Origin of the sequence: Aliivibrio sp. 1S175 (genome assembly GCF_001690985.1) — a bacterium.
In the GTDB taxonomy this organism is placed as follows: Bacteria; Pseudomonadota; Gammaproteobacteria; order Enterobacterales; family Vibrionaceae; genus Aliivibrio.
Window position 1 is genome coordinate 55,406 of sequence record NZ_MAJS01000012.1, and the last position, 12,805, is coordinate 68,210.

Genomic DNA, 12,805 nt, shown 5'->3' on the forward strand with positions numbered 1-12,805 from the left:
ACTCACATGTCGAAAAATTCGAAATGGAAAAAGCCTGACCTTCACAGGTCAGGCAAATAGGGTGGTAATTAGTTAACTGAGATGTAACCTTTCTTTTCTACTAGTTTTTGAGCGGTCTCTGCTGTCATCCAGTCTAGGAATTGTTGAGTTTCAGCTGAAGGCTTACCTTCACGGTACAGAACAAGGAAAGGACGAGATACTTTGTATGTGCCATTTTTAATATCAGCAACGCTTGGTACTACGTTATCGATAGAAAGAGCATGAACTGAGCTATCTACGGTACCTAAAGAGATATAACCAATAGCGTATGGGTTGCTTGCCACCATTGTTTTTAGCGCGCCGTTGCCATTTGCTACTTGAGCTCGTTGAGAGATAGCCGATACTTTCATGCCTGAGATTTTTTTCTTAAGGCTCATGATGTCTTCGAATGCGCCACGAGTGCCTGATGCCGTGTCACGAGTAATTGCAACGATTGGTTTATCTTCGCCACCCACTTCTTTCCAGTTTGTCACTTCACCTTTGTAGATGGCTGTAACTTGCTCTGACGTTAGGCCTTTAAGTGTATTACTTGGGTTAACCACAACAGCGATGCCGTCGTGTGCAACCACTAATTCTTTTAATGTCGCTTCTTTTTCTGATGCTTTTAGATTTCGTGATGACATACCTAAATCCGCAGACCCATTTTTTGCTGCTTTTACACCAGCAGAAGAGCCCGGGCCTTGAACTTCGATATATACATTTGAATGTTCTTTCATGTAAGTTTCAGAAAACACTTCCATAAGAGGGGTCACGCTGCTTGAACCAACGGCAGAAATAGTTTCTTTCGCTGATGCTGGTAATGCTACTACTGAACTCAGAATTGCTAGTGCGCCGATAACTGACTTTTTCATTTTCATTTCCTTTATGAGGCATACGTGCCGGATTAAGTTGACGAGGCCACTTTAGAAAACTTATGTGACAGTAATATTTCAGTTTTCTTAAAAGTGTATGACAGAAGGAAATTTATTTTTTTTGAGATGTCTTTATTTTTGTACTTTAGCCTATTTTTTCAAAGATCAAAGTATTCTAGTTATCTCTTTTTAAGAAGAAGAATCAACGATAAAAAATTTCTTTATGGAAAAATCTTATTTTCTTTATTATCAATAGATTAATGCGTAATTTTTGAATTTTTATAATGTAATTATTTGTTATTTCATTGTTTTTTATTGAGCTGTTTCGCAAATAGAAGAACTAAGTCATTAGTTAATTCGCATATTTTAAGGAAAATATGCATTATTACGTATTAATCCGAATTGAGTGCTGATAAATAAAAATGATTCAGAATCTTGAACTAACCAATACCAAAAATAGGCAGACGTTAGAGCAAAAAATAATTCAATGTAATGATGAAAAAATCATTTCGGATCTTTTGTTTTGGTACTTTTCGTTAAATTTCGAAGTCACTTCAGCGTCTATTATCACTTTCTGTAAAGACAGTTATGACTACCACGAAGAATATACTTATGGTGAGCACCTCCCCTTAGAGAGCGTCCCAATGAGTCTTTGGTCGTGGGCGAATAAATTCATGAGTAGCGACGGTCTTGTTCCTATATCGAGCAATACTATTGGTTGGGATTATCGACAAGTATTAAATCACGGTACTTGTTTGTTTGTACTGGATAGTCATCGGTCCAATAGAACGTATTTAATTGTTGATAATATAAAGCCCCCTCCTGAAGCTCTTATCGAACAAAATAAAGTAGACTTCTTATACATTGCAGCATCTCAATGGCAATGTATAAGAGCCGAAAGGAATACCCATAATGATATTCGTTTAAGGGATATAAGAGCAGCTAAGTACCTAGATGAGATAAAAGAACGAGACGAATTTCTTGATAAAATTAAATTAGTACAAAATTTGTCACTTAGCTTATCGAAATTAGAAACGTTAGATGAATTATTTAAAGCTGCAATAGAAGCGGTTCGAGATGATATGGGGTTTGATCGAAGTGTATTTATGTTATTGGATTATAAGCAAGGATCTTTTAGCAGTACGTATGGAACAAATGAGCGCGGAGAAACGGTTAGAGAGCACCATAAATCATATAATTTGAATCAGTTAGATCCATTTTATCTTGAAGCGTTATACAGTCACTCTGAAACATTAGCCGTCATCGAACCAGCACCGCTTTATACAGCAGGAGAGGTGGTAGGAGAGGGGTGGAATGCAATGCTTATATTAAGAGGGGAAAGTTACCCTGTTGGATGGATTGCATTAGATAATTATATACATCGTGGGCCTATTACTATTTATCAACAAGAAATACTGAAGTATTTTGCCGCACTATTGTCACAAATTTATATTAGAAAGCGGAGAGAGCAAGCAGTTCGGTTGTTGAATATTAGTGTGGTTGGTTTTTCTCGTTGCGAAACATTAAGTGATGTGTGTCAAAGTGCGGTTTCTTTTGCTATTAAGCATTTAGGAATAGATCGCCTTGGCATTTTATTGACTAACGAAGATTGTACGAGTTTGCAAGGAACATGGGGAACCGATCAGCAAGGTAATACCGTTGATGAATCTTATTTCTATAGTGAAAATTTAGATGTAGTCCAAGAAGCGATAGATAAACCAGAAACATTAATATATACAGAATCAGCCCCCATTTTCCATGATATGAAAGTAATCGGTTTTGGTTGTAAAGGCATTGCGTTAATACAAACGACAGATAAGAAACCATTTGCTTTTGTAATTGTAGATAATTTTTTAACGAAAAAGATATTGAGCACCGAAAAAAGGGAGATAATTAACCTATTCATTTCTACGTTAAGTGAAGTATTACAACGAACTCAAGCCACTGAAAGGTTAGAAAAACTAAATAAAGAATTAGAATTGAAAATTAAAGCAAGAACAAAGCAACTTGAAGTAATGAATAAACAATTGGAAGTATTGTCTTTGAAAGACCCTTTAACAGGGCTTGGTAATCGTCGGCAGTTTGAAAAAAAATTTAATCAGATATTAAACACCCCAAGAGTATCTCATATAGCAGTGATTCTACTTGATATCGATTTTTTTGGACTCTATAACACCCGCTATGGGCATTTACAGGGGGATAAAGCATTGTTGAGCTTTGCGGGTATTTTGAATGAAGCAGTTGAAAATATCTCGGGGATATCTTTTTGCCGTGTTGGGGGAGAAGAGTTTGCCGTTTGTTTGCCTGATTGTTCAATGAATAGCCTTGAACAAATGGCTAATCATATTCAAGAATTACTCGAGGCAAAAAAAATCGAACATGATTTAAGTTCAATATCTAAATTTTTAACCGTTTCAATTGGTTGTATTGTTGCTGATAAAAACATTAAAAATATTGATCAGCTCTACCATGAAGCCGATATTCAATTGTATAAAGCGAAAGAAAAACGAAATAGGATTTGCTGTAACACGGTTAGTTAAAGCTACTTATTGTAGAATAAGTAGCTTTAAAGAAATGGCCTATAGCCTATCGTAAGCCTTTATATAGAACACACCGAGCATGAAGGTTGTTTCATTAATTTCATTTCGCGCCAATTCATTGAAAGCGCATCTAAAATTAATAATTTTCCAATTAATGGTTGACCATAATTAGCTAATACTTTAATTGCTTCCAAAGCTTGAGTTGCGCCAATAATCCCAACAACAGGTGACATGACACCGGCTTCCACACAAGTTAGAGCCTGTTGGCCAAATAAGCTACTTAGGCATTGATAGCAGGGCTCGTTATCTTGATAAGTATAAACACTGACTTGACCTTCCATGCGAATCGCAGCACCAGATACTAATGGTGTTTTTGATTCAAAACATAAACGATTTAGCTGATTGCGAGTATCAACGTTATCAGTACCATCTAAGACTAAATCATGATCGTTAATCAGTGTGCGTAACTCATCATCAGACAATCGGTTACCTATTGTTTTAATCGTGCAATAAGGATTAATTCGATTCAAGGCCTTCTGGGCAGAAACTACTTTCTTATCGCCAATAGTGTCATCGCAGTGTAATACTTGTCGCTGCAAGTTAGAGAGTTCAACCACATCATCATCGACAAGGGTGATCTTTCCTATGCCAGCCGCAACCAAATACTGACTTGAGGCACAACCTAAACCCCCTGCGCCGATAATCAGAATCGCGCTTTCTTTTAAGCGTTCTTGTCCATCAAAATCAAAATTTCGTAGAATAATTTGACGGTTGTAGCGCAGCATTTCTTGATCAGTTAATTCAGACATTACAAACGCTCTTAATATAAAGAAGAGTTAAATAATTCAATATTTACCATTTCACCGGATTCAACACGGCCACGTTCACGCTCTAATACGACAAAACAATTCGCAATACTCATTGAGCTAAATGCCCCTGAACCTTGGTTTCCTGTCGTAGCTACCTCAAATTGTCCTTGGGCATTAATTGAATATATACCACGTTGATAATCTGTGCGTCCAGGGCGTTTTTTAAATAGCGTTGTAGCGACGGCTGGAATGGATTTTGGTGCTTCCCATGACGAATGACCTGCTAATTTTGCTAACATTGGCTGAACCAAAACATACATGGTTAGCATGGCAGAGACAGGGTTACCTGGCAGTCCACAGAAATAAGAATTTGGTAAATTACCAAAGGCGAACGGTTTACCAGGTTTAATCGCGAGCTTCCAAAAGCCAATTTGACCAAGTTCATCTAAAATGTCTTTTGTATAATCAGCTTCACCAACGCTTACGCCACCAGAAGTAACCACTACATCTGCTTCTTTATCTGCTTTTAAGAATACTTTTCTTAGTGTTTCTGGGCAGTCAGGGATAATGCCTAAGTCGATCGCCTCACAGCCAAAACGTTCAATTAATACCTTAATACCATAGCGGTTACTGTCGTAGATCTGACCATCTTCTAATGGTTGACCTAACGGTTTTAGCTCGTCACCCGTAGAGAAGAAGGCAACTTTTGGTTTTGCTACGACAGGGATATCATTAATACCTAAAGAAGCAATTAGAGGAATGTCTCGTGGTGTTAATCTGTGGCCTTTTTCTAAAACGGTTTGACCCTGAGCAACGTCATCCCCAATTGGGCGAATATTTGTTTGTGGTTTAACATCAGTTAAAGAAAGATCAAACGTAATGTTACCATCTGAATCTGACGTTAGTTCTTGCATAATAACGGCGTCACAACCTGTAGGGATTTTTGCACCCGTCATGATTCTGATAGTGGTTTGTGTTGCCCATTCGCCGTCAAAGGGGATACCAGCAAAAGATTTACCGGCAAGAGGCAGCGTTAATGATTGCTCTAAATCAGAGATACGAACGGCATAACCATCCATCGCGGAATTAGCAAATGGAGGTACATTAATTGGAGAGCAAATATCGTCAGCTAAAACAAAACCAATCGCATCAGAAAGCGGTAATACCACTGTATTTGAGATAGGGGAAACTTGAGATAAAAGGGTGTCTAAAGCTGTTTCTACGGGGATCAAACCTTGAGTTGCGCAACAATCCATTATGATACTCTCTAAATTAATAGTAATAATGACTGCACATTATCATATTTTACCGCTGAACATCTAATAGACCCAGTAAAATCAGGGTGTATTTATCTGACAGAGCAGGTATCCTTAGCAAAGTTCAATTGATTAGGTTATTTGGAGTATACGATGTCATCATTCAGTGAATCAGCCATTTTAGTGCGTGATGCCCTTATCGCGCGTGGTCTTGAGACGCCAATGAAGGAAAATGGAATTAGTCGTGAAGAGAAAAAAGAGCGTATAGAAGAACACATGCGTGAAATTTTAACGCTGTTAAGTCTTGATCTTAGTGATGATAGTTTAGAGGAAACGCCTCACCGAATTGCGAAAATGTACGTTGATGAGATTTTCTCTGGTTTAGATTACGCCAATTTCCCTAAAATTACTGTTATTGAAAACAAAATGAATTGTGATGAGATGGTAAGAGTTAACGATATTACTCTGACTAGTACTTGCGAGCATCATTTAGTTACGATTGATGGTAAAGCAACGGTTGCTTATATTCCTCGTCAGAAAATTATTGGCTTATCAAAGATTAACCGCATTGTTCGTTTCTTTGCGCAGCGCCCTCAAGTCCAAGAACGTATGACTCAGCAAATTTTAGTTGCGCTGCAAACCTTACTTGGTAGTGATGATGTGGCTATAACGATGGAAGCGACGCATTATTGTGTTAAATCTCGTGGTGTTATGGATGCAACTAGCAGCACAACAACGACAGCTCTTGGTGGGATATTTAAAAGTATTCCAGCGACAAGACATGAGTTTTTAAGCGGTATTCGTTAATAAAAATATGATAGAAAAAAGCCCGTCACTTTGTGATGGGCTTTTTTCTATGAGTAATTAACTATTTATGCGTAATTAACGATTAAAGTAGTGGGCTAAACATTGAAAAGAAACGTTCAGTAAAACGATGAGGTAAATTACGCTGTTGCCATTCGTTTAATTCTATAGGGGTAGATTGATCTAAGTAACTGTTTAAAACCCACGATAACTGTTTAGTAAACTCTGGGTCATCGACAATTAAACTGACTTCAAAGTTTAACCAAAAACTGCGCATGTCTAAATTCACTGTACCAATAATACAATAGCTATGGTCAATCACGACAGATTTAGTATGCAGTAAACCACCGTTAAATTCGTAAATTTGAACGCCTGCCTTTAATAGCGTTTCAAAGAAGGATTTTGATGCCCAACTAACCATTAATGAATCGTTCTTTTTAGGTAAAATTAATTTCACTTCAACACCACGATGAGCCGTTGTTCGTAAAGTGTGCAGTAGTATTTCACTTGGGACAAAATAAGGTGTAGTGATAGTAAGGGATGTTCTTGCTTGATTAATCGCGGTAATTAAGACTTGTTGAATTATATCATCAGGCATACCTGGTCCTGATGGAACTACTTGAGTTGTATGGTTGAATGGGTCAATTGATATTTGACATTCAGGAGGGGCAGGCAATTCACGGATACCAGTTTCTACTTCCCAATCCCATGCGTGAATTGTATTTAAAACCGCGACGTTAGGACCCGTAATTCGGACCATAACATCAACCCATTGGCCCACTCCCGATTGTTGTTTGAAGTATTGTGGGTCGACTAAATTCATTGAACCGGTGTAAGCTATTTTATTATCGATAACAACAATTTTACGATGTAGTCGCAGGTCTAATCGGCGAAAAAACATACGGAATGGACTTACACTTAACGCTTCTACAATATTAACACCTGAGTTTCTAAGTAGTTTTGGCCAATGGCTTTTGAAAAAGTCGATACTTCCCGCTGAATCTAAAAGAACATTAACGGTAACCCCTCGTTTGGCTGCTTTAATTAATGCACTTGCAACACTGTCCGCTAGGCCTCCATGGTGCCAAATATAAAATTCCATATTGACTTCATATTCAGATTTTTCAATATCTTGAATAATAGCGGTTAAAATTTCTGATGGAGTATTAAGTAACGAAAGAGTGTCCCCACTGAGAGCGGGAATACCTACTCTATTAGAGCACAGGTTGTGTATTGATGAAATTCGATGGGAGATAGAGTTAGGTTGATGATGTTGGCAATGGTGAACTTGTGCAAACCACTCTTCATAAGGAGTAAACATCGCTTTTGCTCGCTCTCCACGAGTTCGTCCTAAATTGAGTTCGCCAATTAAGAAATACGCCAATACTCCTAGCACAGGAATAATATAAATAATCATTAACCAAGCTAAGGAAACACCAACGGACCTTGGTTTAAAAACAACACGAATGGTTACACCGGCAACGAGAAGCCAGTATAAGATAAAACCAATAAGAGTAAGTGCTTGATAAAATTTATCCATTAGCCTTTGTCGTTGAAATAGTAAATGAATCTCTATTAAATCAGGAGTTACAGGAAAAGAGTAGGTGAGGAAGGGAAAAATTACAAAATAAAGTAAATGAGAACAAAGTAAATTGATTGCTTTATGTACATTTAAGTTAAAAAAAGGAGGTATACGTTAAAAAATGTAACCTAAGGGGTTTCAATTTTATTCTCAAACTGTTTTACTTGCAACATTGAGCGTTAACCAACTTTTTATAAGTGTATACTTTTTTGTACACCATTTTGATGCTCATATACAAACACAGTGCATATACAACGATATAGAATAATTGGAGAATTGTGGCTATGAGTAATACCACTAACCCCCGTGATACTTGGGGATCAAAATTAGGATTTGTAATGGCGGCAGCAGGTTCTGCTGTTGGTCTTGGTAATATATGGAAATTCCCTTATACAGCGGGAGAAAATGGTGGTGGTGCGTTTGTTGCTATCTATCTTTTCTTTGTGATTTTCATTGGTTTTAGTGTGATGTTGACTGAGTTTGCTATCGGTCGTCGTACTCAAAAATCAGCAGTAGGCGCGTTTAAATCGACAGATCGTCGCTGGACTTTTGCTGGTGTTATTGGTGTCGTTAGTGGCTTATTGATTATGGGTTTCTATCCTGTAGTCGGTGGTTGGGCCGTTGCTTATATTGCTAAAGTGGGTACGGGTCTGTTAGACACTCCGGCCGCTATTGGTGATAGCTTTGGTGCTTTTATCTCTAATCCGGTAGAGCCACTTATGTGGATGGGCTTATACCTACTTCTAAATATTATTATTGTAATGAAAGGTATTTCTGGCGGTATAGAGAAAGCCGGCAAAATATTAATGCCTTTATTATTTATTATTTTAATAATTGTTTCTGTAAAAGGTCTAATGCTTCCTGGTGCGATGGCAGGTCTTGATTTTCTGTTTAGCCCTGATTTTTCTAAAATTGACAGTAATGTAATTCTTGCGGCATTAGGTCAAGCGTTCTTCTCATTATCACTTGGTATGGGTTGTATGATGACTTATGGCTCTTACTTGAAGAAGAAAGAGAACCTAGTTCAGACAACCGCGATGGTTACGGCAATGGATACGGGGGTTGCTGTTCTTGCTGGTGTCGCTATGTTCCCAGCAATGTTTGCATTTGGAATGGCACCAACTGCGGGTCCTGGTTTAGTGTTTGTTGTTGTACCGCAAATATTCGCAGAAATGGGCGGTTTGATTGGTCTTCTACTCGCGCTGTTGTTCTTTGTTGGTTTAAGTGTAGCTGCATTGACATCTTCAGTATCTCTATTAGAAGTAGTCGTTTCTTACTTAATTGATGAGAAGAAATTTACTCGAATTAAAGCGGTAATTGCTGCAAGTTCAGTAATGGCTATTTTATGTATATTTGCTTCATTATCTTTAGGTGGCCTCGGTCCAACACTGTTTGAGACTGGTGCGTTTGATATCTTTGACTTATTAACCGATAAGATATTCCTAGCCGTTGGCGGTATGTTGGTATGTATCTTCGCTGGTTGGAGATTGAAGCGTGAAGATCTTGAAGATGAAGTAACCAATGGCGGCGAAATTAAATTTCCACTATTTGGCCTATGGTATGTATTAGTTAAGTACATAATCCCTGTTGCAATCGCAATCGTTGCATTTATGGGTATCTCATCTGGTTTTGACGGTGGTAAAGGCCCAATCATGCTGTTAGGTGTTGCGATTATTGCAGGTTCAGCACTTATCTCTAAGAAGTTCTGATCTAAGATAAACCATAGTAAAGATATAGAATTATAAAAATACAAACGAGAGTCTTATGACTCTCGTTTTTTTGATTTAATCGAAATAAAAAAGCCTGATACGAATATTAGGCTTTGATGTATTTAAATGTGAGGGTATGGCTTATTCAATCTCACCATCAACGTAGTACCACTTTCCGTTTTCTTTTAGAAAGCGAGAGTGTTCTTTTAATTGATGTAATTGCCCATTTTCAGAATAGGTTGCTTTAAAGGAAACAAATCCTTCACCATCGCTAGTCTCTGATAAGTATGAAGAGACTACCTTCAGTTTTCGCCAATCAAGCTCTATAGATTCTTCTATACCTTCTCTAAATTCTTCTGCGTGACAAGACGGATGGTAGGTATCGATAATATATTGAGTTAATTGTTTTACGTGAGCACTGTAACGAGAACGCATTAGTAATTCTGGTGTTTTTGCTAATTCATGGTTGTTATGAATTGGCTCACAACAAATAGAATAGTTTTTTTTGCTGCCACACGGACAATGATTCGTTTTAGACATTATAAAATTCGTTCTCTATTTTGCTATGTCATCTACCCATTCGGCAGACTCTTTATAACAGGCTGTAAATTCTTGTTCAGTAATTTTCAAAGCAATACAACATTGAGATACCGTAGTCCAATTTGCTTTTTCATAGCTCTCGATGGCTAAAATTAACTTACCCAAAGAGCCTTGACGTTCTGTTAGCGCTAGCTTTATTTCAGTCGAGATAGGCAGATGCTGAATCAGGCTGTTCAAAGGTTGATCTAACAAAGGTTCGAGTAGTGAGAATAAACCCACCAAGAATGCTTGGCTTGGTTCGAGATCTATATTGGTTTTATTTACAATCAACTCACATAATTTTGCACGGTGTATTGAAAGCGTATAGAGAGATTGTGGTTTATGTTGTGTTGCATGAGCGACGGCAACAAGAGATACAAATTGACGTAATTTCGTCTCACCCAAATAAACAAGAGCCTGCTTAAAAGAGGTAATTGGCTTGTCAATAATCGAAGATGCATTAACAAAACGCAGTAATTTATAAGACAATGATACATCTTGAACTAAGTGTTTTTCTACGGCGTTAAAATCAACAATTGGCGCTGAAATTTCTTTATACAACTGCATTATCGATAATTGATTTGGCTGAATTGCTCGTTGTTGTAACATTTCTGGCTTACTAAAAAAGTAGCCTTGAAAGTAGATAAATCCAGCGGCTTTCGCTTGTTCAAATTCTTCATAAGTCTCTACTTTCTCAGCTAAGAAAGAAATATTATATTTTGTACAATGACGAATGAATAATTTAGCTTTTAAAATAGGCGTAGTGCGAATATCAAACTTAATAATATCGATATAAGGCAAAAACGGAGTCCATTGAGGATTTGGTTCAAAATCATCAAGTGCTAATTTATAGCCACGCTCTGAAAGGGTTTTTACTGCATTAAGTAAGTCTTGATTTGGGATGCAATCTTCAAGGATTTCAACCACTAAATTATGAGCGTTAAATAGCATTGGAACTAAATTAATGAGACTTTGTTGAGGGAAATTTACAAAGCCTAATTTGTCATTGGTTGCATTACACTGCGAGCTAAGAAAGTGGTCTGATAGTAATCGACTTGTCGCTTCTTCTGCTTCTACTGCTGGAAACGTATTTTTGGGACCATCTCGGAATAATAATTCGTAACCAATCGTATTTTTTTTGATGTCTAAGATAGGTTGACGAGCAACATATGAATACATAAACGTTATTCTCTACAGCGTGTTGAATCGAATCTGGCTTAATCATAATCTCTTTATTAAGAAAAGACCATGATTCTCCTTATGTTGAATAAGAGTGAGTAATTAATATTATTTATTTAAAATTCTTATTGTGAAGCGTGTATATACTGTTTTTATACTCGAGTATAGATCCTTGGGTGTACCAATCACCGAGAACAATACGAATCATTTCTTGATTATTACAACTAAAAAAATGAGTGTCAGGACGGTGAGTATGACCATGAATTAGTCTTTTTACACCTTCCTCAAGCATTACTTTTTGAACTTCACTTTGTGTCACATCCATAATGGACAGTGTTTTAATTTGTTTTTTCTCTTTGATTTTATCTTGTACGTTTTTAACGATGCGTTGACGAATGAATAGTGGGATGCGATTAAATACCCATTGTAACCATGGTTGGTGAACTTTAGCGCGAAACTCTTGATATTTGATGTCATCAATACAGAGTGTATCGCCGTGCATGATCAGTACTTTTTCACCATCGATGTCAATAACAGTATGGTCATCTAAAAGTTGTACTCCCGTTTCTTTACAAAAACGCTTATTCAATAAGAAATCTCTATTTCCTTGAATGAAGTAGCACTCTACTCCTTGTTGAGTTAACGCTTTAAATGCATCTTTAATTACAACATTAAATGGTGAATTATCATCATCGCCAATCCAGAATTCAAATAAATCACCTAATACGTAAAGCTTTTCTGCATGAATAGCTTCATTGCTCATAAAGTCTAGGAAGCAATCGGTGATTTCAGGTCTAATAGGGGAGAGGTGGAGATCAGAGATAAATAATATAGTCATAAAATGCTTTTTCTATAAGGAAGATGCCAGTTCTAGATATTAGAACCGGCATAAAAACAGAATTATTCTGTAATTGTAGTACCAGTAATGAAGACTTCTTCAACTGGAACATCTTGGTGTACGTAACCGTAGTTACCTGTAGCAACACCTTTAATTTTGTTTACTATGTCCATGCCTTCAACAACTTCAGCAAACACACAGTAACCCCAACCATCTAAAGACTCTGATTTAAAGTCTAAAAATTTGTTGTCATTTACGTTGATGAAGAACTGAGAGCTAGCAGAATGCGGCTCCATAGTACGAGCCATTGCTAATGTGCCTACTTTGTTGCTTAGGCCATTGTTTGCTTCGTTTTTGATTGTTGCACGGCTAGTTTTTTCTTCAAGACCAGCTGTCATGCCGCCGCCTTGAACCATAAAGCCATCAATTACACGGTGGAAAAGAGTGTTGTCGTAGAAACCTTCTTGACAGTATTGTAAGAAGTTAGCACAAGTTGCTGGTGCTTTATCTTCGTGAAGTTTAACTGTGATGTCACCAAAAGATGTGTGAAGGATGATCATGAAATTACCTTTGTAATTGTATTTAAATAGAATTTGATTTTACCTAAGATTAAGGAGGA

At 37.2% G+C, this 12,805-nt stretch carries 11 protein-coding genes; 3 read left to right on the forward strand and 8 right to left on the reverse strand.

The genetic code is table 11. The annotated features are described in order from the left end of the window. Nucleotides 1-68: 68 nt before the first annotated feature. Nucleotides 69-890: a phosphate ABC transporter substrate-binding protein gene (locus A6E06_RS06320; RefSeq protein WP_065592972.1), complete on the reverse strand. Its 822-nt coding sequence runs from the start codon at nucleotides 888-890 to the stop codon at nucleotides 69-71. Nucleotides 891-1,312: 422 nt separating this feature from the next. Between A6E06_RS06320 and A6E06_RS06325 the strand changes: the two genes are divergently transcribed. Beyond that, nucleotides 1,313-3,430 carry a GGDEF domain-containing protein gene (locus A6E06_RS06325; protein WP_065592973.1) on the forward strand — a complete coding sequence of 706 codons (2,118 nt, stop codon included), beginning with the start codon at nucleotides 1,313-1,315 and terminating at the stop codon, nucleotides 3,428-3,430. Between the two features lie 59 nt (nucleotides 3,431-3,489). Here the strand turns inward: A6E06_RS06325 and moeB are convergent, their stop codons facing one another. Continuing rightward, nucleotides 3,490-4,239 carry a molybdopterin-synthase adenylyltransferase MoeB gene (moeB, locus tag A6E06_RS06330; RefSeq protein WP_065592974.1) on the reverse strand — a complete coding sequence of 250 codons (750 nt, stop codon included), beginning with the start codon at nucleotides 4,237-4,239 and terminating at the stop codon, nucleotides 3,490-3,492. Nucleotides 4,240-4,250: 11 nt separating this feature from the next. Further along, nucleotides 4,251-5,495: a molybdopterin molybdotransferase MoeA gene (gene moeA, locus A6E06_RS06335; RefSeq protein WP_065592975.1), complete on the reverse strand. Its 1,245-nt coding sequence runs from the start codon at nucleotides 5,493-5,495 to the stop codon at nucleotides 4,251-4,253. Nucleotides 5,496-5,648: 153 nt separating this feature from the next. Between moeA and folE the strand changes: the two genes are divergently transcribed. Then, nucleotides 5,649-6,302, forward strand: a complete 654-nt coding sequence (gene folE, locus A6E06_RS06340; protein ID WP_065592976.1) for a GTP cyclohydrolase I FolE — start codon at nucleotides 5,649-5,651, stop codon at nucleotides 6,300-6,302. 82 nt (nucleotides 6,303-6,384) lie between these two features. Here the strand turns inward: folE and cls are convergent, their stop codons facing one another. Beyond that, nucleotides 6,385-7,839, reverse strand: coding sequence for a cardiolipin synthase (gene cls / locus A6E06_RS06345; RefSeq protein ID WP_065592977.1), 1,455 nt, complete (start codon nucleotides 7,837-7,839; stop codon nucleotides 6,385-6,387). A 320-nt stretch (nucleotides 7,840-8,159) separates the two neighbouring features. Between cls and A6E06_RS06350 the strand changes: the two genes are divergently transcribed. Beyond that, nucleotides 8,160-9,590, forward strand: coding sequence for a sodium-dependent transporter (locus A6E06_RS06350; RefSeq protein ID WP_065592978.1), 1,431 nt, complete (start codon nucleotides 8,160-8,162; stop codon nucleotides 9,588-9,590). A gap of 141 nt (nucleotides 9,591-9,731) precedes the next feature. Here A6E06_RS06350 and A6E06_RS06355 read toward each other — a convergent pair whose 3' ends face one another. The 4 genes from A6E06_RS06355 to A6E06_RS06370 all read right to left on the reverse strand — a co-directional run bounded on the left by A6E06_RS06355 (nucleotide 9,732) and on the right by A6E06_RS06370 (nucleotide 12,746). After that, on the reverse strand, nucleotides 9,732-10,130 hold the full coding sequence (locus A6E06_RS06355; protein ID WP_065592979.1) for a YchJ family protein: 399 nt from the start codon (nucleotides 10,128-10,130) through the stop codon (nucleotides 9,732-9,734). Nucleotides 10,131-10,145: 15 nt separating this feature from the next. Next, a complete protein-coding gene (locus A6E06_RS06360; RefSeq protein WP_065592980.1) occupies nucleotides 10,146-11,348 on the reverse strand; it encodes an EAL and HDOD domain-containing protein in 1,203 nt (400 codons plus the stop codon). Nucleotides 11,349-11,460: 112 nt separating this feature from the next. Further along, nucleotides 11,461-12,186, reverse strand: coding sequence for a UDP-2,3-diacylglucosamine diphosphatase (gene lpxH / locus A6E06_RS06365; RefSeq protein ID WP_065592981.1), 726 nt, complete (start codon nucleotides 12,184-12,186; stop codon nucleotides 11,461-11,463). Between the two features lie 62 nt (nucleotides 12,187-12,248). Then, on the reverse strand, nucleotides 12,249-12,746 hold the full coding sequence (locus A6E06_RS06370; RefSeq protein WP_065592982.1) for a peptidylprolyl isomerase: 498 nt from the start codon (nucleotides 12,744-12,746) through the stop codon (nucleotides 12,249-12,251). Between the last annotated feature and the right edge of the window lie 59 nt (nucleotides 12,747-12,805).

Excerpts from the sequence above, each read along its gene's own strand:
- A6E06_RS06320 (WP_065592972.1), bottom strand. The coding sequence starts at position 890 with ATGAAAAAGTCAGTTATCGGCGCACTAGCAATTCTGAGTTCAGTAGTA.
- A6E06_RS06325 (WP_065592973.1), top strand. The coding sequence starts at position 1,313 with ATGATTCAGAATCTTGAACTAACCAATACCAAAAATAGGCAGACGTTA.
- moeB (WP_065592974.1), bottom strand. The coding sequence starts at position 4,239 with ATGTCTGAATTAACTGATCAAGAAATGCTGCGCTACAACCGTCAAATT.
- moeA (WP_065592975.1), bottom strand. The coding sequence starts at position 5,495 with ATGGATTGTTGCGCAACTCAAGGTTTGATCCCCGTAGAAACAGCTTTA.
- folE (WP_065592976.1), top strand. The coding sequence starts at position 5,649 with ATGTCATCATTCAGTGAATCAGCCATTTTAGTGCGTGATGCCCTTATC.
- cls (WP_065592977.1), bottom strand. The coding sequence starts at position 7,839 with ATGGATAAATTTTATCAAGCACTTACTCTTATTGGTTTTATCTTATAC.
- A6E06_RS06355 (WP_065592979.1), bottom strand. The coding sequence starts at position 10,130 with ATGTCTAAAACGAATCATTGTCCGTGTGGCAGCAAAAAAAACTATTCT.
- A6E06_RS06360 (WP_065592980.1), bottom strand. The coding sequence starts at position 11,348 with ATGTATTCATATGTTGCTCGTCAACCTATCTTAGACATCAAAAAAAAT.
- lpxH (WP_065592981.1), bottom strand. The coding sequence starts at position 12,186 with ATGACTATATTATTTATCTCTGATCTCCACCTCTCCCCTATTAGACCT.
- A6E06_RS06370 (WP_065592982.1), bottom strand. The coding sequence starts at position 12,746 with ATGATCATCCTTCACACATCTTTTGGTGACATCACAGTTAAACTTCAC.